The sequence below is a fragment of the Mycobacterium sp. IS-1590 genome (assembly GCF_001500025.1).
In the GTDB taxonomy this organism is placed as follows: Bacteria; Actinomycetota; Actinomycetes; order Mycobacteriales; family Mycobacteriaceae; genus Mycobacterium.
Genome location: NZ_LQIW01000034.1, coordinates 186,610 through 210,884 on the forward strand (window position 1 = coordinate 186,610; position 24,275 = coordinate 210,884).

Annotated in this window: 21 protein-coding genes and 1 tRNA gene; 17 read left to right on the forward strand and 5 right to left on the reverse strand. The window is 68.3% G+C overall.

All coding sequences use genetic code 11. The features are described from left to right. Positions 1–4: 4 nt before the first annotated feature. A complete protein-coding gene (locus tag AU197_RS18510) occupies positions 5–3,955 on the forward strand; it encodes a bifunctional nitrate reductase/sulfite reductase flavoprotein subunit alpha (protein ID WP_064404174.1) in 3,951 nt (1,316 codons plus the stop codon). 2 nt (positions 3,956–3,957) lie between these two features. Here the strand turns inward: AU197_RS18510 and AU197_RS18515 are convergent. Next, positions 3,958–4,046, reverse strand: a tRNA-Leu gene (locus tag AU197_RS18515). A 100-nt stretch (positions 4,047–4,146) separates the two neighbouring features. Here AU197_RS18515 and AU197_RS18520 point away from each other — a divergent pair. The 3 genes from AU197_RS18520 to AU197_RS26785 all read left to right on the forward strand — a co-directional run bounded on the left by AU197_RS18520 (position 4,147) and on the right by AU197_RS26785 (position 6,273). Continuing rightward, the gene (locus tag AU197_RS18520) at positions 4,147–5,490 is read left to right on the forward strand and encodes a M20/M25/M40 family metallo-hydrolase (protein WP_064404501.1); all 1,344 of its coding nucleotides are present in this window, start codon (positions 4,147–4,149) and stop codon (positions 5,488–5,490) included. Positions 5,491–5,509: 19 nt separating this feature from the next. Next, positions 5,510–6,040, forward strand: coding sequence for a YbhB/YbcL family Raf kinase inhibitor-like protein (locus tag AU197_RS18525; RefSeq protein WP_064404176.1), 531 nt, complete (start codon positions 5,510–5,512; stop codon positions 6,038–6,040). A gap of 104 nt (positions 6,041–6,144) precedes the next feature. Further along, complete coding sequence (locus AU197_RS26785; RefSeq protein WP_286145565.1) at positions 6,145–6,273, forward strand: hypothetical protein; 129 nt, start codon at positions 6,145–6,147, stop codon at positions 6,271–6,273. On the opposite strand, the gene AU197_RS18530 is transcribed toward AU197_RS26785, so the two are convergent. The 3 genes from AU197_RS18530 to AU197_RS18540 are packed head-to-tail and all read right to left on the reverse strand — an operon-like array spanning position 6,270 to position 8,651. Next, a complete protein-coding gene (locus AU197_RS18530; protein WP_197415601.1) occupies positions 6,270–7,328 on the reverse strand; it encodes a quinone-dependent dihydroorotate dehydrogenase in 1,059 nt (352 codons plus the stop codon). The genes AU197_RS26785 and AU197_RS18530 overlap by 4 nt on opposite strands. A 7-nt stretch (positions 7,329–7,335) precedes the next feature. Beyond that, positions 7,336–7,605: a DUF5703 family protein gene (locus AU197_RS18535; protein WP_064404180.1), complete on the reverse strand. Its 270-nt coding sequence runs from the start codon at positions 7,603–7,605 to the stop codon at positions 7,336–7,338. Further along, a complete protein-coding gene (locus AU197_RS18540; RefSeq protein WP_064404182.1) occupies positions 7,602–8,651 on the reverse strand; it encodes a YncE family protein in 1,050 nt (349 codons plus the stop codon). Before AU197_RS18540 ends, AU197_RS18535 begins: the two co-directional genes overlap by 4 nt. 126 nt (positions 8,652–8,777) lie before the next feature. Between AU197_RS18540 and AU197_RS18545 the strand changes: the two genes are divergently transcribed. Genes AU197_RS18545 through AU197_RS18580 form a run of 8 tightly spaced genes read left to right on the forward strand, consistent with a single transcriptional unit; the run spans position 8,778 to position 15,125 of the window. Then, the gene (locus tag AU197_RS18545; RefSeq protein ID WP_064404183.1) at positions 8,778–9,089 is read left to right on the forward strand and encodes a hypothetical protein; all 312 of its coding nucleotides are present in this window, start codon (positions 8,778–8,780) and stop codon (positions 9,087–9,089) included. Positions 9,090–9,134: 45 nt separating this feature from the next. Continuing rightward, positions 9,135–9,965: an undecaprenyl-diphosphate phosphatase gene (locus AU197_RS18550; RefSeq protein ID WP_064404503.1), complete on the forward strand. Its 831-nt coding sequence runs from the start codon at positions 9,135–9,137 to the stop codon at positions 9,963–9,965. Beyond that, positions 9,962–10,666 carry a histidine phosphatase family protein gene (locus AU197_RS18555; RefSeq protein WP_064404186.1) on the forward strand — a complete coding sequence of 235 codons (705 nt, stop codon included), beginning with the start codon at positions 9,962–9,964 and terminating at the stop codon, positions 10,664–10,666. Before AU197_RS18550 ends, AU197_RS18555 begins: the two co-directional genes overlap by 4 nt. Positions 10,667–10,712: 46 nt before the next feature. Continuing rightward, positions 10,713–11,300, forward strand: a complete 588-nt coding sequence (locus AU197_RS18560; protein WP_064404188.1) for a DUF3090 domain-containing protein — start codon at positions 10,713–10,715, stop codon at positions 11,298–11,300. Further along, complete coding sequence (locus AU197_RS18565; RefSeq protein ID WP_064404190.1) at positions 11,284–12,117, forward strand: SCO1664 family protein; 834 nt, start codon at positions 11,284–11,286, stop codon at positions 12,115–12,117. The genes AU197_RS18560 and AU197_RS18565 overlap by 17 nt, the downstream gene beginning before the upstream one ends. A 4-nt stretch (positions 12,118–12,121) precedes the next feature. After that, positions 12,122–12,901 carry a 3'(2'),5'-bisphosphate nucleotidase CysQ gene (locus tag AU197_RS18570; RefSeq protein ID WP_064404192.1) on the forward strand — a complete coding sequence of 260 codons (780 nt, stop codon included), beginning with the start codon at positions 12,122–12,124 and terminating at the stop codon, positions 12,899–12,901. A gap of 57 nt (positions 12,902–12,958) precedes the next feature. Continuing rightward, positions 12,959–14,197: a cysteine--1-D-myo-inosityl 2-amino-2-deoxy-alpha-D-glucopyranoside ligase gene (mshC, locus tag AU197_RS18575; RefSeq protein ID WP_064404194.1), complete on the forward strand. Its 1,239-nt coding sequence runs from the start codon at positions 12,959–12,961 to the stop codon at positions 14,195–14,197. Positions 14,198–14,246: 49 nt separating this feature from the next. Next, positions 14,247–15,125, forward strand: coding sequence for an SDR family oxidoreductase (locus AU197_RS18580; protein WP_064404196.1), 879 nt, complete (start codon positions 14,247–14,249; stop codon positions 15,123–15,125). 4 nt (positions 15,126–15,129) lie between these two features. Here the strand turns inward: AU197_RS18580 and AU197_RS18585 are convergent, their stop codons facing one another. Then, positions 15,130–15,996 carry a PAC2 family protein gene (locus AU197_RS18585; protein WP_197415602.1) on the reverse strand — a complete coding sequence of 289 codons (867 nt, stop codon included), beginning with the start codon at positions 15,994–15,996 and terminating at the stop codon, positions 15,130–15,132. 418 nt (positions 15,997–16,414) lie between these two features. Here AU197_RS18585 and metH point away from each other — a divergent pair, with 418 nt between their 5' ends. From metH to AU197_RS18610, 5 genes are read left to right on the forward strand one after another with little or no spacing between them, the layout of a single operon-like run. Continuing rightward, on the forward strand, positions 16,415–20,164 hold the full coding sequence (gene metH / locus AU197_RS18590) for a methionine synthase (RefSeq protein ID WP_064404200.1): 3,750 nt from the start codon (positions 16,415–16,417) through the stop codon (positions 20,162–20,164). Between the two features lie 5 nt (positions 20,165–20,169). Then, on the forward strand, positions 20,170–20,853 hold the full coding sequence (locus tag AU197_RS18595) for an HAD family hydrolase (RefSeq protein ID WP_064404202.1): 684 nt from the start codon (positions 20,170–20,172) through the stop codon (positions 20,851–20,853). Between the two features lie 57 nt (positions 20,854–20,910). Next, positions 20,911–22,368, forward strand: a complete 1,458-nt coding sequence (locus AU197_RS18600; RefSeq protein ID WP_064404204.1) for a sugar porter family MFS transporter — start codon at positions 20,911–20,913, stop codon at positions 22,366–22,368. Then, entirely contained in the window at positions 22,365–23,924 is a 1,560-nt protein-coding gene (locus tag AU197_RS18605; RefSeq protein WP_064404505.1) for an FAD-binding protein, read from the forward strand. The genes AU197_RS18600 and AU197_RS18605 overlap by 4 nt, the downstream gene beginning before the upstream one ends. A gap of 16 nt (positions 23,925–23,940) precedes the next feature. Beyond that, positions 23,941–24,222 carry a phosphoribosyl-ATP diphosphatase gene (locus AU197_RS18610; RefSeq protein ID WP_064404205.1) on the forward strand — a complete coding sequence of 94 codons (282 nt, stop codon included), beginning with the start codon at positions 23,941–23,943 and terminating at the stop codon, positions 24,220–24,222. Positions 24,223–24,275 lie beyond the last annotated feature (53 nt).

Genomic DNA, 24,275 nt, shown 5'->3' on the forward strand with positions numbered 1-24,275 from the left:
GCCCATGGCTACTCGGACGGCGTGTTCGTACTGCGGCGTGGGCTGCGGTATCGAGGTGCACACCGCCACCGACCGCGAGACCGGCAACCCCGTCATCGCGCGGGTCACCGGGGACAAGCTGCATCCGGCCAATTTCGGCAGGCTGTGCACCAAGGGGGCCACCCACGCCGAGATGATGCGCGCCGCGGACGGCCGGCTGACCTCGGCGATGCTGCGGCCCAGCCGTGACGAGGAACTGGTCCCCACACCCGTCGACGACGCAGTCGCCGAGGCGGGTCGACGATTGCGGGAGATCGTCGAGCAGCACGGCCCCGACGCGGTCGCGCTCTACGTGTCGGGCCAGATGTCCATCGAGGCGCAGTATCTCGCGACCAAACTGGCCAAGGGATTCCTGCGCACGGTGCACATCGAGTCGAACTCGCGGCTGTGCATGGCAAGCGCGGGAACCGGTTTCAAACAATCGTTGGGCGCCGACGGGCCACCCGGTTCGTACGCCGACTTCGACTGCACCGACCTGTTTTTCGTCATCGGGTCCAACATGGCCGACTGCCACCCCATCCTCTACCTGCGGATGGCCGATCGGCTCAAGACCGGCGCCAAGCTGATCGTTGTCGACCCCCGCCGCACGACGACCGCGGAACGCGCCGATCTCTTCCTGCAGATCAAACCCGGCACCGATCTCGCGCTGCTGAACGGGCTGTTGTATCTGTTGGTCGAAAACGGCGACATCGACCGCGATTTCATCGACGCCCACACCGAGGGTTGGGAGGGGATGCCGGCGTTCCTCGCCGACTACACGCCCGAAAGCGTCGCTCAGGCCACGGGCCTGGCGGAGGCCGACATCCGACTCGCCGCCCGGATGATCGCCGAGGCGGGGGAGTGGCTGAGCTGCTGGACGATGGGGCTCAACCAGAGCACACACGGCACCTGGAACACCAACGCGATCTGCAACCTGCACCTGGCGACCGGCGCGATCTGCCGCCCGGGCAGCGGCCCGATGTCGCTGACCGGACAACCCAACGCGATGGGTGGACGCGAAATGGGTTACATGGGGCCGGGTTTGCCGGGGCAGCGCTCGGTGACCTCGGCGCAGGACCGCGCGTTCGTCGAGAAGCAGTGGGGCTTACCGCCGGGCACCATCCGCACCGACGTGGGCCCGGGGACCGTCGACATGTTCCGGCAGCTCGCAGCCGGCGACATCAAGGCCTGCTGGATCATCTGCACCAACCCCGTTGCCAGCGTGGCCAACCGGTCCACCGTCATCGACGGTCTGCGAACCGCCGAGCTTGTCATCACCCAGGACACCTACAGCGCAACCGCCACCAACGCCTACGCCGACATCGTGCTACCCGCGACCATGTGGGCGGAATCCGATGCGGTGATGGTCAACTCCGAGCGCAACCTCACGCTGCTGCAGCAGTCCATCCCGGCGCCCGGACAGGCCAGGCCCGACTGGCAGCTGATCTGCCAGGTCGCAACGCACATGGGATTCGGCGAGCACTTCGCCTACAACTCCAGCGAGCAGATCTTCGACGAGATCCGACGGTTCTGGAACCCCAAGACCGGCTACGACATTCGCGGCGCCAGCTACGCCCGGCTGCGGGAAACACCGGTGCAGTGGCCATGCCCACCCGACGATCCGCAGGATCGCCATCCCATCCGCTACCTCAACGACGGCGTCAGCCAGGACCTTTTCGTCGACGAGCATGGGCGCACACCCCGACTGGCCTTTGCGACCCCGTCGCGGCGGGCGGTCTTCCACGCCCGCCCGCACATGGACGCCCGGGAACTGCCCGACGACGAATATCCGATCGTGCTGAACACCGGTCGGCTGCAGCACCAGTGGCACACCATGACCAAGACGGGACGGGTCGAGTCGCTGAACAAACTGACGGGCGAGCCGTTCGTCGAGGTCCATCCCGAGGACGCGCTTCGGCTGGGCATCGAGAACGGGCGACCCGTCGAGCTCACGACGCGGCGCGGGCGCGCGGTCCTGCCCGCCGCCGTCACCGAACGCGTCCGCCCCGGCAGTTGTTTCGCGCCGTTCCACTGGAACGACGACCACGGTGAGAACCTGACCGTCAACGCGCTGACCAACGACGCGGTCGACCCCGACTCGCTGCAACCCGAGTTCAAGGTGTGCGCGGTCGACCTGCGGCCCGTCGCGTCCCCGACGCTCACCGAGCAGGAATCGCTCTACGTGTCAGGGTTTTTCAGCGGGCTGGCGGAGGCGGGCGCGGAGGTCCCTGTGCTGCCCGATTCGGCGCCCGTCTGTACCGAGGTGCGTCAGTGGATCAACGGGTTGCTCGCGGGGCAGGCCCACCGCCCGGCCGAAGAACCGGCCGCCCGAACACAACTCGATGACGGGCCGCTCGTGCTGTGGGCGTCCCAAACCGGCAACGCCGAGGACGTCGCCTCGCGGCTCGCCGAGCGGCTCGGCAACGCCCAGCTGGTGAACATGGACGATGTCGCCCCCGCGGACCTGGTGGCGGCCCGTGACGTGCTCGTCGTCACCAGCACGTTCGGCGATGGCGGGCCGCCCGACAACGGTGCGTGCTTCTGGGAACGGCTGGCATCCGATGAGGCGGCGCCGTTGACCGGCGTGCGGTACGCGGTGCTGGGCATCGGCGACCGGGCCTACGACGACTTCTGCGGACACGCCAAGGCCGTCGACGCCAGGCTGGCTGATCTCGGCGCCGTGCGACTGCTCGAACGCGCCGACTGCGAGGCCTACGACGACGAGCGGATGCGACGCTGGGCCGACGACGTCACCGCCCTGCTCACCCCCGGCATCGATACCTCGCCACCGACGGGAGGTGTCACCACGCTCGTGCGGCCGGCCACCGTCACGCAGCCGTTCACCCGCGCGCGTCCCCTCGTGGTTCCACTGTCCCGCAACGTGGTGCTCAACGGTCCCGCCTCTCGAAAAGAGGTGCGCCAGTTCGGTTTCGACATCTCCGAATACGACGTCACCTACGCCGCAGGCGATTCGCTGGGGGTGTGCGCCACCAACGACCCGGCCACGGTTGACGCGTGGCTTGCGGCCACCGGCATGCCGCCTCAGCACACCGTCGAGATCGACGGCGCCGAGCTGACCTTGCGCGACGCGCTCACTTCGCACTTCGACTTCTGCCGGGTCACGCCCGACCTGGTGCGCTTCATCGGCGAGCACAGCCGCGACGCCAAGCCGTTGCGCGCGCCCAAGGCCAAGCTGGACAAATGGCTGATCGGCCGCAACGGCCTGGACCTCGTCCAGGAGTTCGTCGTGCACGCCGATCCCGACGAATGGCGCGAGGTGCTGGTCCGGCTCACCCCGCGCAGCTACTCGATCTCGTCGAGTCCGCTGGTCAGCCCCAACGAGGTACAGCTGACGGTGTCGGTGGTGCGCTACCGCGGGGCCGACGGCGGCCGTCGTGGCGGCGTCTGCTCGACGTTCCTGGCCGACCGCGCATCGACGGCGCCGGTCTTCCTGCAGCGCTCACCGCACTTTCGCCCGCCGGAAGACGGCTCGGTGCCGATGATCATGGTCGGCCCCGGCACGGGCGTCGCGCCGTTCCGCGGCTTCCTACAGGAGCGACGGGCGCTGGGCCACCGCGGCCGGAACTGGTTGTTCTTCGGTGAGCAGCACCGCGACCAGAACTACTACTACCGCGACGATTTCGAGGACATGGCCCGCGACGGGCTGCTCGACCGGCTCGACCTCGCGTTCTCCCGCGACCAGGCCTCGCGCGTGTACGTCCAGCACCGGATGCTCGACCGGGGCGCCGAGCTGTGGCGCTGGCTCGACGACGGCGCGCACTTCTACGTCTGCGGTGATGCCTCCCGCATGGCCAAGGACGTCGACGCCGCATTGACCACGATCATCGAGCGGCACGGTGGGATGTCACACGAACAGGCCCACGACTACAAGCGTGAGCTGGTCGCGACCAAGCGCTACGTGCGTGACGTGTACTGACCTGGTGTCCGAGGGGGGACTTGAACCCCCACGCCCGTTAATAGGGCACTAGCACCTCAAGCTAGCGCGTCTGCCATTCCGCCACTCGGACTCGTCGTGGGCAGCTAAGGCTATCGGATCACCGAGGCGTGACCCAAACCCAGCCGCCAGGTCAATGGTACGAATGGTGGCGGACGAGAGGAGCACTACCCATTAGCACTGTGACTGGTCCCGTCAACGCCGAAGCGGAGGTCGTCGACCTCGTCAGCACGCTCATCCGGTTCGACACGTCCAACACCGGCGACCCGGCCACCACCAAGGGCGAAGCCGAATGCGCGCGTTGGGTGGCCGAACAGCTCGAAGAGGTCGGCTATGCCACCGAATACGTCGAGGCAGGCGCGCCGGGCCGGGGCAACGTGTTCGCCCGGCTCGAAGGCGCCGACAGCTCGCGCGGGTCACTGCTGCTGCACGGCCACCTCGACGTCGTGCCCGCCGAGGCCGCCGACTGGAGCGTGCACCCCTTCTCCGGCGCGGTCGAGAACGGCTACGTGTGGGGTCGCGGCGCCGTCGACATGAAGGACATGTGCGGCATGATGATCGCGATCGCGCGGCACTTCAAACGGGCGGGCATCACCCCGCCGCGCGACCTGATCTTTGCGTTCCTGTCCGACGAGGAGGCCGGCGGCAAGTTCGGCTCGCACTGGCTGGTCAAGCACCGCCCGGACCTGTTCGCCGGCGTCAGCGAGGCGGTCGGTGAGGTCGGCGGTTTCTCGCTGACGGTGCCGCGCAAGGACGGCGGGGAGCGACGCCTCTACCTGGTCGAGACGGCCGAGAAGTCGATGAACTGGATGAAGCTGACCGCGCGCAGCCACGCCGGTCACGGCTCGATGATTCACGACAGCAACTCCGTGACCGCGGTGGCCGAAGCGGTGGCCAAGCTGGGCCGCCACGAGTTCCCCCTGGTGATGACCGACGCGGTCAGCCAGTTCCTGGCGGCTGTCACCGAGGAGACCGGATATTCGTTCGACGTCGACTCGCCGGATCTGCCCGGCGCAATCGCCAAGCTGGGCCCGATCGCCCGCGTGGTCGGCGCGACCCTGCGCGACACCGCCAACCCGACCATGCTCAAGGCTGGTTACAAGGCCAACGTCATCCCGGCCTCGGCCGAAGCGGTGGTGGACTGCCGGATCCTGCCGGGGCGCCAGGCGGCCTTCGAACGCGAGGTCGACGAGCTGATCGGCCCGAACGTCACCCGCGAGTGGGTCACCGAACTGCCGTCGTACGAGACCACCTTCGACGGCGACCTGGTCGACGCGATGAACGGCGCGATCCTGTCGGTGGACCCCGACGCCCGCATCGTGCCGTACATGCTTTCCGGCGGGACGGATGCTAAAGCGTTCGCGCAGTTGGGGATTCGATGCTTCGGGTTCGCGCCGCTGCAGTTGCCGCCCGACCTCGACTTCACCGCGCTGTTCCACGGCGTCGACGAACGGGTACCCGTTGACGCGTTGACGTTCGGTACCCAGGTTCTCGAACACTTCCTGTTGCACTGCTGAATCGACGAAAGGACGAGTCATGGCGTTTGACTACAACCCGTACGAGTTCCTCCCCGAGTTGCCCTCGTTCAAGCTGTCCTCGAACACCTTCAACGACGGCGACGCGCTGGGTAATGACCAGGTCAGCGGCATCATGGGTGCCGGCGGCAACGACGTGTCGCCGCACCTGACGTGGTCGGGTTTCCCCGAGGAGACCCGTAGCTTCGCGGTCACGGTGTATGACCCCGACGCCCCGACCGCATCCGGATTCTGGCATTGGGCGGTGGCCAACCTGCCCGCCACCGCCACCGAGCTGCCCGCCGGCGCCGGCGACGGCAGCAGCCTGCCCGGCGATGCGCTCACGCTGCGCAACGACGCCGGTCTCAAGCGCTTCATCGGCGCCGCCCCGCCGCCGGGACACGGCCCGCACCGCTACATCGTCGCGGTGCACGCCGTCGGCGTCGAAAAGCTCGACCTGCCCGAGGACGCGACTCCGGCATACCTCGGCTTCAACCTGTTCCAGCAGGCGATCGCCCGGGCGTTGATCCACGCGACCTACGAACAGAACTAGCGAAATCCGTTCGGCGCGCTTCGATTACCCGTGCGACTGGCTTTTCTGAGGAACTGACGTATGGTCGCAGGTGAGTGATTGCCACTTCTGCTTAAGGAGCGACAATGGCTGACAAGAAACCGGGTAAGAACCTGAAGAAGGCCGAACGGTCCCTCAAAGAGCGGCGCGCCGAGAAGCGTCAGCGCGACGCCGAGGCGGGTGAGTTCATCCGCAAGCGCAAGCGCGCAAGTTAGGCCGCAGAACCCACCGCTTCGGCCAGTGAGCCGAAGCCCCCCTCGTGGAGGCGGCGGGCGATTCCATCGTGGATGCCCTTGGCCCACAGCCCGCCGCCGTACACGAACCCGGTGTAGCCCTGCAGCAGTGAGGCTCCCGAGATGATGCGGTCCCACGCGTCGTCGGCGGTTTCGATGCCGCCGACACTGACCAGCACGAGGCGGTCCCCGACGCGGCGATAGAGCCTGCGCAGCACCTCGACCGAACGCCGGGCCACCGGCCGCCCCGAGATCCCGCCCGGGCCCAACTCGTCGAGGCCCGGGGTGACCAAGCCGTGACGCGACACTGTCGTATTGGTGGCGACGATGCCTGCCAGGCCGAGATCGACTGCCAGATCGGCGATTTCGTCGACGTCGTCGTCGGATAGGTCAGGTGCGATCTTCACCAGCACCGGTGTCGACGTCTCGGCCAGCACCGCGGCCAGGATCGGCCGCAGCGACGACACCGCCTGCAGGTCGCGCAGCCCCGGCGTGTTCGGTGAGCTGACGTTGACCACCATGAACGAGGCGAGCGGTCCCAGCAGGCGAGCGGATGTGGCGTAATCCTGCACCGCCGCCTCCGGCGGAGTGACCTTCGTCTTGCCGATGTTCACCCCGATCGGGATATCGGGGACGTGCCGGGCCAGCCTCACAGCGAGCTCACCGGCCCCGTGGTTGTTGAATCCCATCCGGTTCAGCAGCGCATGGTCGTCGGGCAGGCGGAACATCCTCGGCTTCGGATTGCCGGGCTGGGCCTGCGCTGTCACGGTGCCCACCTCGGCGTACCCGAAGCCCAGCGCGCCCCACGTGTGCAGTCCGCTGCCGTCCTTGTCGAATCCGGCGGCCAAGCCCAGCGGTCCGGGGAACCGGACGCCGAACACGGTGCTGGCCAGTACCGGATCGCGGGGTCCCAACCACCGTCTCAACGCGCGCCTGGTCCACGACGGATAGGTGACGGTTCGCAGCACGGCGAACACCCACGTGTGAATCCGTTCGGGCGCGACCAGAAACAGCGCCCGCCGCAGCGTGCGGTACATCATCGGATCACTGTGCGGGCTGCTCGGGAATATCCATCCGGCCGGCCGCGGTCTTCTTGCGGCGCAGCAAGACCCGTCGCGAACCGTCGGTGTAGAGCCTGACGCGGGTGAGCTCCCAGCCGCGGTATTCGGCCTCGATCGACAACCGCGTCGAGGCGCTGACCCGCGTGACGTCCGGCGGCAGCCGCAGGGGTATCCATTCGTAGTCGTCCGAGTGGTCGGACTTGACGGCATCCTCCCAAGCCGCCGGCATCCGTCCGCGGTGGAGTGCGCTCATGCGTGCGCTCTCGCCGCGTCGACGATCACCTGCACACCCGCTCCTGATCCGGACACCACATACAGCGTGCCAGAGGATTCGTCGAAAGCCAGGGAGTTCGGTTGCTGCACGGTTCGATATCGCACCTTCTCGACGGGAATGCCGGTGGCCAGATCGTAGCCAACGACCTCGTTCGCCGCTGTCTGCGACACCCAGGCCAGCGTCGACGACCCGGCAAGGCCGTAGGGGGCGCCACGCACCGGATACCGCTGACGCAGGATCAGCGGGTCCGTGCCGAAGACCAGAAGTCCCTCGCCGCGGGTGTCGGCCACCAGCACCCGACCGACCGGGTCGGCGACCATCGTCGTCGCGCCCTCGCCCGCCCGCAGCGCCTGCGCCTGCTGGGCGCCGTCCTCGGTGAGCGCCGTCACCGAGGTCTGAGCGCGGTCCAGCACGACGGTCGTATTCCCTTGTGTGACAAGCGCATCGACACGGGCAAAGATCTTCAGCTCAGCGGCGACGGCGGTGTCCGAGCCCAACGTGTAGACGGCGCCGTCGGCGCTGCCCAGCACCAGCCGGCCGTCCGCGCGCCGGGCGATCGCGGTGAACTCGGTGTCGGACAGGCCCTCGACCTCGACCGTGGTGGCGGTGCGGCCGGCCAGGTCGATCCGGTGGTAGCCGCCGCGCGTCGCCGCGTAGACATGGCCGTCGTCGCCGCCGGTCATCGCCGTGGCGGGACTGGACAACGGCACCGTCGCCGCGTTCGCGCCGTCCCGGGGAAACACCGTGACCTGCGATCGGTCCGCCGGCTCGGGCGCCAGGACGGCCAATGCGCCGCTCGCCGCGTCGACGATCGCCGCCTGCGCATCCGCGGCCAACGGCCGCACCACACCGTCGGGCCGGCCGGCGACCGGCGGGGACACCGCGGCCTGCGCGGGTGCGATGGTGGCAGGAGCGTCGGAGCCGTCGGACGAGCAGCCGCCGACCAGCACAAATGCGGGCAGGATTGCCAGTGCCGCCACGATCCGGCGAATCGGCTGATTCAAGGTGTTTACAGGTGGCGGCAACGGGTAGCTCTCGGTCGTGCGTACGGTGAATCGACTGAATGGCCAGTCTAGGCAGACCCCGCGTGGGCCTTCGTCCGCTCGTCGTGCCCCCACAATTGGCGGCTCCGTCAACGGTATGGTGCGATCATGACCCTCGCCGCCGACCGCGCACTGGGCGCCCGGGAGTTTGTGATCGAGGACATGACCACCGGCCTGTACGCCAGCGGGTTCGGCCAGGTGGGAGACGGCCGCAGCTTCTCGTTCCACGTCGAGCGACAGATGCTGGTCGTCGAGATCTACCGCCCGCGGCTGGCCGGCCCCGTTCCGCACGAAGAGGACGTGGTCGCGACCTCCAGCCGCAAGCTGACCGACATCGACCTCACTGACCGGCGCAGCGTAGGCGCGGCGGTGCGTGATCTCGTCGCCTCGGCAGAGCCGGTGGCACGCACCGGCCGCTGACACCGCGCCCACGGTACGGTCGTCGTCGTGACCGACGTGCCGGCGATGTCGTGGGTGCAGGTCGTCGTTCTCGCGATCGTGCAGGGGTTGACCGAGTTCCTGCCCGTCAGCTCCTCGGGGCATCTTGCGATCACGTCACGAGTGTTCTTCGCCGACGATGCCGGGGCGTCGTTCACCGCCGTCACCCAGTTGGGCACCGAATTCGCGGTCCTGCTCTACTTCGCCAAGGACATCGGGCGCATCGTCAAGGCCTGGTTCAACGGCTTGTTCGTCACCGCGCACCGCAACGCCGACTACTGGCTGGGCTGGTACGTGATCGTCGGAACCATCCCCATCGCCGTTCTCGGGCTGCTGTTCAAGGACCAGATCCGCACCGGCGCTCGCAATCTGTGGGCCATCGCGATCGCGCTGATCGTGTTCTCGGCCGTCATCGCCGCCGCCGAGTACTTCGGCCGCCAGGCGCGCACCGTCGAACAGCTGACGTGGAAGGACAGCATCATCGTGGGATTCGCGCAGTGCCTGGCCCTGCTGCCCGGCGTGTCCCGTTCCGGCGCGACGATCAGCGCCGGGCTCTTTCTCGGCCTCAACCGCGAGCTGGCTGCCCGGTTCGGCTTCCTACTGGCGATTCCCGCGGTGTTCGCCTCCGGGTTGTTCTCGCTTCCGGATGCGTTCCATCCGGTCGGCGAGGGGATGAGCGCCACCGGTCCGCAGTTGCTCGTGGCGACGGTGATCGCGTTCGTCGTCGGTTTCGCCGCGGTGGCCTGGTTCTTGCGGTTCCTGGTCAGGCACAGCATGTACTGGTTCGTCGGGTATCGCGTCATGCTGGGCACCGTGGTGCTGATCCTGTTGGGGACGGGTGTGGTGGCAGCGACGTGACGGTGATCCTGCTGCGGCACGGCCGCTCCACCTCCAACACCGCCCACACGCTGGCGGGGCGCTCGGCGGGCGTCGACCTCGACGACAAGGGCCGCGAACAGGCGCAGGCGGTGGCGACCCGCATCGGTGCACTGCCGATCCGCGCGATCGTGCGCTCGCCGCTGCTGCGGTGCGAACGAACCGTGGAACCGTTGGCCGCGGCGCTGGGCCTGACGCCGATCGTCGACGACCGGATCTCGGAGGTCGACTACGGGGCCTGGACCGGGCGCAAGATCGGCGACCTGGTCAAGGAGCCGCTGTGGGCGGTGGTGCAGCAGCAACCCAGCGCCGCGGTGTTCCCGGACGGAGAGGGCCTGGCCCATGTGCAGGCGCGCGCGGTGGCCGCAGTACGCGAGCACGACCGTCGACTCGCCGAAAAGCATGAGGGCGACGCGCTGTGGGTCGCCTGCACCCACGGCGATGTGATCAAGGCCATCGTCGCCGACGCGCTCGGCACCCATCTCGACAGCTTCCAGCGCATCACCGCCGACCCGGCGTCGATGAGCGTGATCCGTTACACGGCGGTGCGGCCGTTCGTGATCCACGTCAACCACACTGGTGACCAACTCACGTCGGGGCTGGTACCCAAACCCGCCACGAGCGACGCCCAGGACGGCGAGGTGCCGCCGAGCGACGCCGTCGTCGGCGGGTCCACCGGCTAGTCGCAATTACGGCTGACAAGCCCCAACCGGTATTTTGGGAAGTGCCATGGCCCGCGCAATCCACGTCTTCCGCACACCCGACCGATTCGTGGCCGGGACCGTCGGCCAACCCGGCAACCGCACGTTCTACCTGCAGGCCGTCCACGACAAGCGCGTCGTCTCGGTGGTTCTGGAGAAGCAGCAGGTCGCCGTGCTCGCCGAACGGATTGCCGCGCTGCTGCTGGAGATCAATCGCCGGTTCGGGACGCCGATCCCGCCCGACACCGGTGAGGTCGAGGACCTCAGCCCGCTGATCACGCCGGTGGACGCCGAATTCCGCGTGGGCACGATGGGGTTGGGCTGGGACTCCGAAGCCCAGACGGTCGTCGTCGAACTCCTCGCGGTGTCGGAGACCGAGTTCGACGCGTCGGTGGTGCTCGACGACGCGGAGGAGGGGCCCGACGCGGTCCGCGTGTTCCTCACACCGGAATCCGCGCGCGAGTTCGCGACGCGCTCCAACCGGGTCATCTCGGCAGGCCGCCCGCCCTGTCCTCTGTGCGACGAACCGCTGGACCCCGAAGGTCACATCTGCGTGCGCACCAACGGCTATCGGCGCGGCGCCTTCGCCGAGTCCGACGATGACACCGACATCTGACGGCGGGACCGATGCGGTCCGCGAGGAGGTGTTGCGGCGCGGTGAACTGACCGTCATCGGGCGGATCCGATCGGCCAGCAACGCGACGTTCTTGTGCGAGGCGAATCTCGGTACACAGCAAGTGCATTGCGTCTACAAACCGGTCGCGGGCGAGGCGCCGCTGTGGGACTTCCCCGACGGCACACTGGCCGGCCGTGAGCGCGGAGCGTTCCTGGTGTCGGCCGCTTTGGGGTGGGACGTCGTGCCCTACACCATCATCCGCGAGGGGCCCGCGGGTGAGGGCATGGTGCAGCTGTGGGTGGACCAGCCGGGCGACGAGGTCGACGACGAACGGCCCGTGGGCCCGGATCTGGTGGATCTGCTTCCGGCGGGCCGCATTCCGCCGGGGTTCCTCCCCATCCTCCAGGCCTACGACTACGCGGGGGACGAGGTCACCCTGGTGCACGCCGACGACGACCGGTTGCGCCGGATGGCGGTGTTCGACGTGCTGGTCAACAACGCCGACCGCAAGGGCGGCCACATCTTGTCCGGCGTCGACGGCCGCGTCTACGGCGTCGATCACGGCGTGACCCTGCACACCGAGGACAAGTTGCGCACCGTGCTGTGGGGCTGGGCCGGTAAACCCGTCGACGACCAGACGCTGGAATCGGTGGCCGCGCTGCGCGATCAGCTCAGAGACGAGTTGGCCGACGAACTGTGCACCCTCATCACCGAGCGGGAGATCGCTGCGTTGCTCTCCAGAACCGTTGCGCTGCTGACAGATCCGGTGATGCCCACACCCGATCGTCGGCGCCCGATCCCGTGGCCGGCGTTCTGAATCGATGACCCAGACTGATGCGGCGTTGGCCGCCGAGGTGGCCGCCGAGGCGGGCGAGATGCTGCTGAGGGTTCGCGAAGAAGTGGGTTTCTACGACCCGTATGACCTCGGCGACACCGGGGACAAGCTGGCCAACCGGCTGATCCTCGATCGGCTTCGCGCCGCGCGGCCCGACGACAAGGTGCTCTCCGAGGAGGCGGTCGACGATCTGTCTCGCGTTGATGCCGACCGGGTGTGGATCGTCGACCCGGTCGACGGCACCCACGAGTACTCCATGCCGCGACGCACGGACTGGGCGGTGCACATCGCGCTATGGCGACGCGACGGCCGCCCGAACGGGCGCATCACCGACGCAGCCGTCGCGCTGCCCGCCCGCAACGAGGTGTACCGCACCGACACCGTCACCCCGCCGCCACCGCGCGACGACGGCCCCATCCTCATCACGGCCAGTTCCAACCGGCCCCCACCGGTGCTGTGGTGGCTGCGCGACCGGATGGACATCCAACTGGTGCGGATCGGGTCCGCGGGTGCCAAGGCGATGGCGGTGGTGCGCGGTGACGTCGACGCCTATCTGCACGCCGGTGGCCAGTGGGAGTGGGATTCGGCCGCGCCCGCCGGGGTGGTGCAGGCCGCGGGCCTGCACGCGTCGCGTATAGACGGCTCGGAGCTGGTCTACAACCGACGCGACCCCTACCTGCCCGACCTGCTGATGTGTCGACCGGAGCTGCGCGAGGCGCTGCTCAAGGAGATTCTGTCGGCGTATCGGGGCCGCTGGCGGGACTGACCGGGAATGGAACGGCCGCTCGCGGTGTCGGTGTAGCCGATGCCTAGAGTCGAGACCATGAATTCGTGGCCGGCCCCCGTCGTCCCGGCGCTGCCGGGCCGGGGACCCCAGCTACGTCTCTACGACAGCGCCGATCGACAGGTCCGGCCCGTCAGCGCGGGCGAGACGGCCACGATGTACGTCTGCGGGATCACGCCCTACGACGCGACGCACCTCGGCCACGCGGCCACCTATCTGGCGTTCGACCTCGTCCACCGCATCTGGCTGGACGCGGGCCAGCGGGTGCACTACGTGCAGAACATCACCGACGTCGACGACCCGCTGTTCGAGCGCGCGCAACGCGACGGCGTCGACTGGCGCGAGCTCGCCGAGCGGGAGACCGAGCTGTTCCGCGAGGACATGGCGGCGCTGCGGGTGCTCCCGCCGCACGACTACGTCGCCGCGACCGAGGCCATCGCCGAGGTCATCGAGATCGTCGAGAAGCTACTGGCATCCGGCGCTGCCTACGTCGTCGAGGACGCCGAGTACCCCGACGTCTACTTCCGCGCCGACGCCACCGCCCAGTTCGGCTACGAGTCCGGATACGACCGCGACACCATGCGCCGGCTGTTCGCCGAACGCGGCGGCGACCCCGAGCGGCCCGGCAAGGGGGACGAACTCGACGCGCTGCTGTGGCGGGCACAACGGTCGGGAGAGCCGAGCTGGCCGTCGCCGTTCGGGCCGGGCCGACCCGGGTGGCACGTCGAATGTGCCGCTATCTCCCTGAGCCGCATCGGCACCGACCTCGACATCCAGGGCGGCGGCAGCGACCTGATCTTCCCGCACCACGAGTTCTCCGCCGCACACGCCGAATCCGTCACTGGGGAGCGCAGATTCGCGCGTCACTACGTGCACGCCGGCATGATCGGCTGGGACGGCCACAAGATGAGCAAGAGCCGCGGGAACCTGGTTCTGGTCTCGCGCCTGCGCGCCGAAGGTGTCGACCCCGCGGCGATCCGGCTCGGCCTGTTCGCCGGTCACTACCGCGCCGACCGGTACTGGAGCGACGCCGTGCTCGCCGAGGCGGTCGAGCGGCTGGCTCGGTGGCGCGCGGCGGTCGCGCTGCCCGGCGCACCGGATGCGACCGACGTCGTCAACCGGGTGCGCCGGTACCTGGCCGACGATCTGGACACTCCGAAAGCGCTTGCCGCGCTGGATGGTTGGACCACCGACGCGCTGAGCTACGGCGGCCACGATCCCGAGGCGGGGCGCACGGTGGCGGCCGCCGTCGACGCCTTGCTGGGTATTCGGCTCTAGAACGGCCAGTCCCGTCCGCCGGGTCGCTGGGCGAGGTACGTTGTCGCGCATGGCTGCTGTGAACGGCAAAGTCGTCCTGATCACCGGCGGGGCGAACGGTATCGGCGAAGAGGTGGCGCGCCGCCTGCACGACAAGGGCGCGAAGCTGGTGCTGACGGACCTGGACGGGGACCGGCTCGAGCGGGTCGCCGCGCGCTTCGGCAACGAGGGCGTGGTCACGGCCGTCGCGGACGTGCGTGATCTGGCCGCGATGGAATCCGCCGTCGCCACGGGTGTCGAGCGGTTCGGCGGCATCGACGTCGTGATGGCCAACGCGGGCATCGCGACCTACGGGTCGGTGCTGCAGGTCGATCCGGAGGCGTTCAAGACGCTGATCGACGTCAACGTCGTCGGCGTGTTCCACACCGTGCGGGCCGCGCTGCCGTCGGTGATCGACCGCCGCGGCTACGTCCTGATCGTGTCCTCGGCCGCCGCCTACGCGGCATCGGCGGGTATGGCGCCGTACGACGCCTCCAAGGCGGCGGTCGAGCACTTCGCCAACGCGTTGCGCCTGGAGGTGGCCCACCACGGCGTCGACGTCGGATCGGCGCACATGCTCTGGATCGACACCCCGCTGGTGCAGGAGAGCCGGTCGGACCTGCCGAGTGCTCGCGCGATGCTCGACACCCTGCCCGGACCACTGGGCAAGACCACGTCGGTGCGCGAGTGCGGGGAGTTGTTCGTCAAAGGCATCGAAGAGCGCAAACGCCAGATCAACTGCCCACGGTTCGTGGGTCTGATGCGCTGGCTCAAGCCGGTCCTGGCGTCCCGGCTGGGGGAGCGGGCCGCCCTCAAGTCGGTACCCCAACTGCTGCCGAAGATGGACGCCGAGGTGGCCGCGCTGGGCCGTTCGATGAGCGCACGCACCGAAGCGCTGGAAAAGCGCTGACCCCTCAGCCCCGGAATCCGGGGCCGCGGCGGCGCAGGTAGCGCTCGAACTCGGCGGCCAGCGCGTCGCCGTCGATCTTGCCGAGCGCCTCGGTCATGTCGACCTCGGCATCGCCGCGCTCCTCCAGCGACTGCACGTACTCGGCGATCTCGTCGTCCTCGGCGGTCATCTCCGAGACCGCCTGCTCCCACTCCTCGGCCGCGGTCGGCAGGTCGGCCAGCGGCACCTCGATGTCGAGCACATCCTCGACGCGACGCAGCAGGGCGACTGTCGCCTTCGGGTTCGGCGGCTGGGAAACGTAATGGGGCACCGCGGCCCAGAACGTCACCGCGGGAATTCCGGCCTGCACGCACGCGTCCTGGAAGACGCCCGCGATGCCGGTGGGGCCTTCGTATCGCGTCTCCTCCAACCCGAACACCGCGGCGGAATCCGACGAGTAGGCCGCACCCGAGACCGGCACCGGCCGGGTGTGGGGCGTATCGGCCAGCAGGGCGCCGAGGATGACGACGGTCTGCACGTTGAGCTTGTCGGCGATCGCCAACAACTCCGAGCAGAACGTGCGCCAGCGCATGTTGGGTTCCACGCCGTGCATCAGCACGATGTCGCGGTCGGAGCCCGGCGGACGGCAGTGCGAAATCCGCATCGACGGCCACACCAGTTCCCGCGTGACCCCGTCGACCTGCCTGATCACCGGTCGGTTGACCTGGTAGTCGTAGTAGGCCTCGTCGTCGATCTCGATGATCGTCTCGGCTTCCCAGATCGCGTCGAGGTGCGCCACCGCATCGCTGGCCGCGTCGCCGGCGTCGTTCCAGCCTTCGAACGCCGCGACGACGATCGTGTCGTTCAGTTCGGGCAGGTCGGGCGGTCTCAAACCGCTCGCATCCGACAAGGTCACAACGCCAGCGTAAGCCCTCACAGGCGGGTAGGAGCGCCATCGCCACACGTGCCCACTTGATTCGCCGACTACCCTGGATCCGTGGCTGATGTGACGGATCGCGCCCACCGGACCGATATGCTCGACGCCTTCGGGATCGGTGGCCGCGCGATGTGCCCCCGGCTTCCCGCAGAGCCGAAATATGCTCGGCGGCAATCTGGTTGACCACTATGTCGACGACGGTGCCGACAAGATCCGCCGACTCGATCGCCACGTCGAGGCGGGCGTCCGAAAATCGATTGGATGACAACGTAGACTTTCCCTGTCGAGAGGCGTTGCAACGGATTCGGGGTGTTCACCGCTATCCGCCACGCTCGGCAGACGCAAGGACGCCTTCCTCAGGGAAGGAGCGCGCATGACCGCCGTTGAGTCGAACACTTTGACGCCGAACATCCGCCCCGACTGCACCGACGAACTGACGGCGACCCTCGGCCAGCGGATCATGGTGATCGACGGCGCGATGGGCACGGCGATCCAGCGGGACCGGCCCGATGAGGCCGGGTACCGCGGCGAGCGGTTCAAGGACTGGCCGAGCGATGTGCAGGGCAACAACGACCTGCTCAACCTGACGCAGCCGCAGATCATCGAGGCGATCCACCGCGAGTACCTCGACGCGGGCGCCGACATCATCGAGACCAACACCTTCAACGCGAACGCGGTCTCGCTCTCCGACTACGGCATGGAGGAGTTCAGCTACGAGCTGAACCACGCCGGCGCGGCGCTGGCGCGGAAAGCCTGCGACGACGTCAGCACCCCGGAAAGGCCCCGCTACGTCGCCGGAGCATTGGGGCCGACCACGCGGACCGCGTCGATCTCACCGGACGTCAACGACCCCGGGGCCCGCAACGTCACCTACGACCAGCTGGTCGCGGCCTACCTCGAAGCCGCCAACGGCCTGGTAGACGGCGGCGCCGACATCATCCTCGTCGAGACGATCTTCGACACCCTGAACGCCAAGGCCGCCGTGTTCGCCCTGGAGACGTTGTTCGAGGAGCGCGGGCGCCGCTGGCCCGTGGTCATCTCGGGCACCATCACCGACGCGTCCGGGCGGACACTGTCCGGCCAGGTCACCGAGGCGTTCTGGAACTCGATCCGGCACGCCAAGCCGCTGGCGGTCGGCCTGAACTGCGCCCTGGGCGCACCGGAGATGCGGCCCTACATCGCCGAGATATCCCGCATCGCGGACACGTTCGTCTCGTGCTACCCCAATGCCGGACTGCCCAACGCCTTCGCCGAGTACGACGAGACCCCCGAACGCCAGGCCGGCTACGTCGCCGACTTCGCCGAAGCGGGCTTCGTCAACCTCGTCGGCGGCTGCTGCGGAACGACGCCGGCGCACATCGCCAAGATCGCCGAGGCCGTGGAGGGCAAGCCGCCGCGCCAGGTGCCCGAGATTCCCGTGGCCACGCGGCTGTCGGGTCTGGAACCGCTCAACATCGACGACGACACCCTGTTCGTCAACATCGGTGAGCGCACCAACATCACCGGTTCGGCCCGATTCCGCAACCTGATCAAGGCCGAGGACTACGACACCGCGCTGTCGGTGGCCCTGCAGCAGGTCGAGGTCGGTGCGCAGGTCATCGACATCAACATGGACGAGGGCATGATCGACGGCGTCGCCGCGATGGACCGGTTCACCAGGGTGATCGCGTCCGAACCCGACATCAGCCGCGTGCCGGTGATGATCGACTCGTCCAAGTGGGAGGTCATCGAGGCGGGCCTGAAGAACGTGCAGGGCAAGCCGATCGTCAACTCGATCTCCCTGAAGGAGGGCGAGGAGAAGTTCATCCGCGAGGCACGGTTGTGCCGCAAGTACGGCGCCGCCGTCGTGGTGATGGCCTTCGACGAGCAGGGGCAGGCCGACAACCTCAAACGCCGCAAGGAGATCTGCGGCCGCGCCTACCGGGTCCTGACCGAGGAGGTCGGCTTCCCGGCCGAGGACATCATCTTCGACCCGAACTGCTTCGCGCTGGCCACCGGCATCGAGGAGCATGCGACCTACGGGATCGACTTCATCGAGGCGTGCGCCTGGATCAAGGAGAACTTGCCGGGGGTGCACCTCTCCGGCGGCATCTCGAACGTTTCGTTCTCGTTCCGCGGCAACAACCCGGTCCGCGAGGCGATCCACGCGGTGTTCCTCTTCCACGCCATCAAGGCGGGCCTGGACATGGGCATCGTCAACGCCGGTGCGCTGGTGCCCTACGACTCGATCGACCCCGAACTGCGGGAGCGCATCGAGGACGTCGTGCTGAACCGTCGCGAGGATGCGGCCGAACGCCTGCTCGAGATCGCCGAGCGGTTCAACAGCACCGAGAAATCGGAGGATCCGTCCGCCGCGGAGTGGCGCTCCCTAACGGTCCGCGAGCGGATCACGCACGCCCTGGTCAAGGGCATCGACGCCCACGTCGAGGAGGACACCGAGGAACTGCGCGCCGAGATCGCGGACGCCGGAGGGCGCCCGATCGAGGTCATCGAGGGCCCGCTGATGGACGGTATGAACGTCGTCGGCGACCTGTTCGGGTCGGGCAAGATGTTCCTGCCCCAGGTCGTGAAGTCGGCCCGGGTGATGAAGAAAGCCGTCGCCTACCTGCTGCCGTTCATCGAGGCGGAGAAGGAAGAGGCCGGTACCACCGGAACCAAAGACACCAACGGCACGATCGTGATGGCGACCGTCAAGGGCGACGTGCACGACATCGGCAAGAACATCGTCGGGGTTGTCCTGCAGTGCAACAACTTCGAAGTGATCGACCTCGGGGTGATGGTTCCCGCCCAGAAGATCCTGGACGCGGCCAAGGAGCACAACGCCGACATCATCGGGCTGTCCGGCCTGATCACGCCGTCCCTCGACGAGATGAGCAACTTCGCTGTCGAGATGGAACGCGAGGGCCTGCAGATCCCCCTGCTCATCGGCGGTGCGACCACCTCGCGGGCCCACACGGCCGTCAAGATCTCGCCGCGCCGCAGCGGTCCGGTGGTCTGGGTCAAGGACGCGTCGCGCTCGGTCCCGGTGGCCGCCGCGCTGCTCGACGACAAGCAGCGGCCGGCCCTGCTGGAGGCCACCGAGAAGGACTACGCGTCCCTGCGGGAACGGCACGCCCAGAAGAACGAGCGGCCGATGCTGACCCTGGAGATGGCCCGCGCGAACCGGACGCCGATCGACTGGGACGGCTACACGCCGCCTGCGCCCGCACAGGGGCTGGGTGTGCGCGAATTCCTGGACTACGACCTCGCCGAGCTGCGCGAGTACATCGACTGGCAGCCGTTCTTCAACGCCTGGGAGATGAAGGGGAGGTTCCCCGACATCCTCAACAACCCGGCGACGGGGGAGGCGGCGCGCAAGCTCTACGACGACGCCCAGGAGATGCTGGACACCCTGATCAAGGAGAAGTGGCTGACCGCCAACGGGGTGATCGGATTCTTCTGCGCCAACGCGGTCGGCGACGACGTCGAGCTCTACACCGACGAGACCCGTACCGAGGTGCTGACCACGCTGCACAACCTGCGCCAGCAGGGCGAGCACCGCGAGGGCATCCCGAACCGGTCGCTCGGCGATTTCGTCGCCCCCAAGGAAACGGGTCTGGCCGACTACATCGGCGCCTTCGCGGTCACCGCGGGGCTCGGCAGCCAGGACAAGATCATGGAGTTCAAGGCGGCGCTGGACGACTACAGCGCGATCCTGCTGGAGTCGGTGGCCGACCGGCTCGCCGAGGCGTTCGCCGAACGGATGCACCAGCGGGTCCGCAAGGAGTTCTGGGGCTATCAGCCCGAGGAGCAGCTGGACAACGACGCGCTCATCGCCGAGAAATATGTGGGTATCCGTCCCGCCCCCGGCTATCCCGCCTGCCCGGAGCACACCGAGAAGACGACGCTGTTCAACCTGCTCGACGTCACGAAGCGCACCGGCATCGAGCTGACCGATGCGATGGCGATGTGGCCGGGCGCGGCCGTGAGCGGCTGGTACTTCTCGCACCCGCAGTCGCAGTACTTCGTGGTCGGCCGGCTGGCGCAGGACCAGGTGGCCGACTACGCCAAGCGCAAGGGGTGGACGCTGAAGGAGGCCGAGCGCTGGCTCGCGCCCAACCTCGGCTACAACCCGGAGGACTGAGGCCTATGCGAGCCGTGCTGTTCGACATGGACGGCACACTTGTCGATTCGGAAAAGCTGTGGGACGTCTCGCTTGCTGCGCTGTACGCCGAGCTGGGCGGCGAACTGAGCCCGCAGGTACGCGAGGCGCTGGTCGGGGGCTCGGCCGAAGACACCATTCGAACCGTGTACACCGACCTCGGCCTGGACCAGGATCCGCGCGCCATGGCCGAGTCGAGCCGATGGTTGCACGAGTACACCGCAGAGTTGTTCGAGGGTGGCCTGCCCTGGTGCGACGGTGCCCGGGAATTGCTGGAAGAGCTTGCCGCAGAAGAAGTTCCGATGGCACTCGTCACGAACACGCTGCGGGCATTGACCGATAAGGCGTTGAACAGCATTGGCGCGCATTACTTTTCGGTGACGGTCTGCGGTGACGAGGTTACCCGCGGCAAACCCGCACCCGACGTGTACGAGCGTGCGGCGGCGCTGCTGGACGTCCATCCGGCCGCGTGCCTGGCGGTCGAAGACTCCGTCACCGGCTCGGCGGCCGCCGAACGTGCCGGATGCCCGGTGCTGGTGGTGCCCAACGACGTAGCGGTACCCACCGGGCCACGCCGACGCCAGGTTTCCTCGCTCGTCGGGTTGCGCGCCGCCGACCTCCGCCGGGTGCATTCCGAACTGGTGACGAGCCCTGGGGAACGCACCGCCTGACGACCGGTCTGTGATTGAATGTGACGTCCATCACGCCATGCTGCGGAAAGGTCTCACATGACTCACGGACCCGCTGGTGACTCCTCGACAGGCGTGGACTACGAGGACTCCGAACACAGTGGCCGCGTGGTCCTCATCGCGTCCGTGGCGGCGCTCGGCGGCCTGCTGTTCGGCTATGACAGCGCGGTCATCAACGGCGCGGTGGCGGCAGTCGAGGACCATTTCCAGACCACCAAGGCGGTGACGGGCGTCGCCGTTGCCGCGGCCCTGATCGGCGCGGCGCTGGGTGCGGTGGTCGCCGGCCGGCTCGCCGACAAGATCGGCCGGCTGTCGGTGATGAAACTCGCCGCGCTGCTGTTCCTCATCAGCGCCTTCGGCACCGGCCTGGCCACGAACATCTGGATGTTCGGGCTCTTCCGCGTCGTCGGCGGCATCGGCGTCGGCGTGGCGTCGGTCATCGCTCCGGCCTACATCGCCGAGACCTCACCGCCCCGGATCCGCGGTCGGTTGGGTTCGCTGCAGCAGCTGGCCATCGTCACCGGCATCTTCGTCTCGCTGGCGATCGATGCCCTGTTGGCGCACATCGCCGGCGGTGCCCGTGAGGAGCTGTGGTTGGGCATGGCAGCGTGGCGGTGGATGTTCCTGGTGATGGCGGTTCCCGCGGTCGTCTACGGCGCACTGGCGTTCACGATCCCGGAGTCGCCGCGCTATCTGGTTGCGACATACCGCATCCCGGAGGCCCGGAAGGTACTGACCAGACTGCTGGGCGAGAAGAACCTCGAGCTGACGATCACCCGGATCAAGGAGTCGTTGAAGTCGGAGAAACCGCCGTCATGGTCGGATCTCAGGAAACCGACCGGCGGAATCTACGGCATCGTCTGGGTCGGGGTGTTCCTGTCGATTTTCCAGCAGTTCGTCGGCATCAACGTGATCTTCTACTACTCCAATGTGCTCTGGGAGTCCGTCGGCTGGGAGGAGAGCCAGGCTTTCACCATCACCGTGGTCACATCGGTGACCAACATCGTCACCACGCTGATCGCGATCGCGCTCATCGACAAGGTCGGGCGCAAGCCTCTGCTGCTGGTCGGGTCGGCGGGCATGGCGGTCACCCTCGGCACGATGGCGGTGGTTTTCGGCACCGCGCCGGTGGTCAACGGCCAACCGGATCCCTCGGATACGGCGGGGCTGATCGCGTTGATTGCGGCCAACCTGTTCGTCGTCTCTTTCGGTATGTCGTGGGGCCCGGTGGTCTGGGTGCTGCTCGGGGAGATGTTCCCCAACCGCATCCGCGGCGCCGCGCTGGGCCTGGCCGCTGCGGCGCAGTGGATCGCCAACTGCGCGATCACGGCGTCGTTCCCGGCCCTCGGTGACTTCTCACTCGGCCTCGCCTACGGCTTCTACGCCATCTGCGCGGTGCTGTCGCTGCTGTTCGTGTGGAAGTACGTCGCCGAAACCAAGGGCAAGCACCTCGAGGACATGGGCAACGAGACCGCACCGCAGCAGGAGAGCGTCTGACCGGCATCGACGAGTCGGTCGACGTCCTCGTCGCCGGCTCCGCAGGGGCACTGGCCGGAGCCTATACCGCTGCGCGAGAGGGACTTTCGGTCGCCATCGTGGAGGCGACCGACCAGTTCGGCGGTACCTTCGCCTACTCCGGGGGCGGCGGAATGTGGTATCCGTGCAACGCGGTGCTCGCCCGCGCCGGGTGCGACGACACGATCGAGGAGGCGCTGCGGTACTACCGCCAGGTCGTCGGCGACCGCACACCCGCGGCACTTCAGGAGGCCTACGTCCGCGGCGGTGCCGCGCTGATCGACTACCTCGAACGCGACGAGCACTTCGCGTTCAAGATCCTGCCGTGGCCCGACTACTACAGTTCGGTGGCCGGGGCCCGCAACGACGGCATGCGCCACATCGTCTCCAAGGCGGTGCCCGACGAGCGCCTCGGCCGGTTCGCGGGCCGGGTCCGCGGGCCGCTGGACCATGAGCGCCTCGGGGCGCCGCAGCCCGATCTGCTCACCGGCGGGCGGGCGCTGGTCGGACGGTTCCTGTGGGCGATGGCCGACAACCCGGCAGTAACCGCCCATCTGTCCACCAGCCTCGTCGAATTGGTCGTGGAGGCCGGGCGCGTGGTCGGAGCGGTCGTGGAGCACAACGGCGAGCGCCGCACGATCACGGCTCGGCGCGGCGTGCTTCTCGCCACGGGCGGTTTCGAACAGAACGCCGAGATGCGGGCCGAATTCGGCGTCCCCGGGTACGCCCGCGACACCATGGGCGCCCCGGCCAACACCGGCTTGGCGCATCGGGCCGCGATCGCCGTCGGTGCAGGCATGGACCTGATGGACCAGGCGTGGTGGTCGCCGGGGCTGATCCATCCGGACGGCCGCGCGGCGTTCGCGTTGTGCTTCACCGGCGGCATCTTCGTCGACCGGTCCGGCCGCCGCTTCGTCAACGAGTCGGCGGCCTACGACCGGCTGGGTCGCGCGGTCCTGGCGGCGATGCGCGACGGCGCGGTGGGGTCGCGGTACTGGATGATCTACGACAGCCGAACCGGCGAGCAGCCGCCCGTGATGGCCACCAACGTGTCGTTCTCGCCGACCGAGCAGTACCGGGCCGCGGGGCTGTGGGTGCATGCCGACACGCTGGCCGGATTAGCCGACCAGATCGGTGTTCCGGCAACGCAATTGGAAGACACCGTGCGCCGGTTCAACGGGTTCGCGGCACGCGGCGTCGACGAGGACTTCGGTCGCGGGCGCGAATCGTTCGACCGCGCCTTCACCGGTGGCGCCTCATTGCTGGTGCCGATCGACACCCCGCCCTACCGCGCGGCGGCGTTCGGGATATCCGACCTCGGCACCAAGGGCGGGCTGCGCACCGACACCGACGCGCGCGTCCTCGACACCTCCGAGCGGCCCATCCCGGGGCTGTACGCGGCCGGCAACACGATGGCGGCCGTTTCGGGCGAGACCTACCCCGGCGGCGGGAATCCGATCGGGGCGTCGCTGTTGTTCAGCCACCGCGCCGCACTGCACATGGCGCGTACGTCACCGTCGCCGGACAAACCGGCGTGACCCGACACCTCCGAGCGTGACACAATCGCGTGCCGTGAAGACCTTCGACGCCCTGTTCGCTGAGCTCAGTGAACGCGCCCGGACCCGCCCCGCCGGAAGCGGCACCGTCGCCGCGCTGGACGGCGGCGTCCACGGGATCGGCAAGAAGATCCTCGAGGAAGCCGGCGAGGTGTGGCTGGCCGCCGAACACGAAAGCGATGACGCCCTCGCCGAAGAGATCAGCCAGCTCCTGTACTGGACACAGGTCCTGATGCTGGCGCGCGGCCTCACCCTCGACGACGTCTACGGGAAGCTCTGATGTCTGCTCTTCGCGCAAGCGGCTCATCGTCGATGTCTGCTCTTCGCGCAAGC

Excerpts from the sequence above, each read along its gene's own strand:
- AU197_RS18550 (WP_064404503.1), top strand. The coding sequence starts at position 9,135 with ATGTCGTGGGTGCAGGTCGTCGTTCTCGCGATCGTGCAGGGGTTGACC.
- AU197_RS26785 (WP_286145565.1), top strand. The coding sequence starts at position 6,145 with ATGGCTGACAAGAAACCGGGTAAGAACCTGAAGAAGGCCGAACGGTCC.
- AU197_RS18580 (WP_064404196.1), top strand. The coding sequence starts at position 14,247 with ATGGCTGCTGTGAACGGCAAAGTCGTCCTGATCACCGGCGGGGCGAAC.
- AU197_RS18510 (WP_064404174.1), top strand. The coding sequence starts at position 5 with ATGGCTACTCGGACGGCGTGTTCGTACTGCGGCGTGGGCTGCGGTATC.
- AU197_RS18570 (WP_064404192.1), top strand. The coding sequence starts at position 12,122 with ATGACCCAGACTGATGCGGCGTTGGCCGCCGAGGTGGCCGCCGAGGCG.
- AU197_RS18560 (WP_064404188.1), top strand. The coding sequence starts at position 10,713 with ATGGCCCGCGCAATCCACGTCTTCCGCACACCCGACCGATTCGTGGCC.
- AU197_RS18600 (WP_064404204.1), top strand. The coding sequence starts at position 20,911 with ATGACTCACGGACCCGCTGGTGACTCCTCGACAGGCGTGGACTACGAG.
- mshC (WP_064404194.1), top strand. The coding sequence starts at position 12,959 with ATGAATTCGTGGCCGGCCCCCGTCGTCCCGGCGCTGCCGGGCCGGGGA.
- AU197_RS18595 (WP_064404202.1), top strand. The coding sequence starts at position 20,170 with ATGCGAGCCGTGCTGTTCGACATGGACGGCACACTTGTCGATTCGGAA.
- AU197_RS18535 (WP_064404180.1), bottom strand. The coding sequence starts at position 7,605 with ATGAGCGCACTCCACCGCGGACGGATGCCGGCGGCTTGGGAGGATGCC.
- AU197_RS18545 (WP_064404183.1), top strand. The coding sequence starts at position 8,778 with ATGACCCTCGCCGCCGACCGCGCACTGGGCGCCCGGGAGTTTGTGATC.
- AU197_RS18525 (WP_064404176.1), top strand. The coding sequence starts at position 5,510 with ATGGCGTTTGACTACAACCCGTACGAGTTCCTCCCCGAGTTGCCCTCG.
- AU197_RS18530 (WP_197415601.1), bottom strand. The coding sequence starts at position 7,328 with ATGTACCGCACGCTGCGGCGGGCGCTGTTTCTGGTCGCGCCCGAACGG.
- metH (WP_064404200.1), top strand. The coding sequence starts at position 16,415 with ATGACCGCCGTTGAGTCGAACACTTTGACGCCGAACATCCGCCCCGAC.
- AU197_RS18565 (WP_064404190.1), top strand. The coding sequence starts at position 11,284 with ATGACACCGACATCTGACGGCGGGACCGATGCGGTCCGCGAGGAGGTG.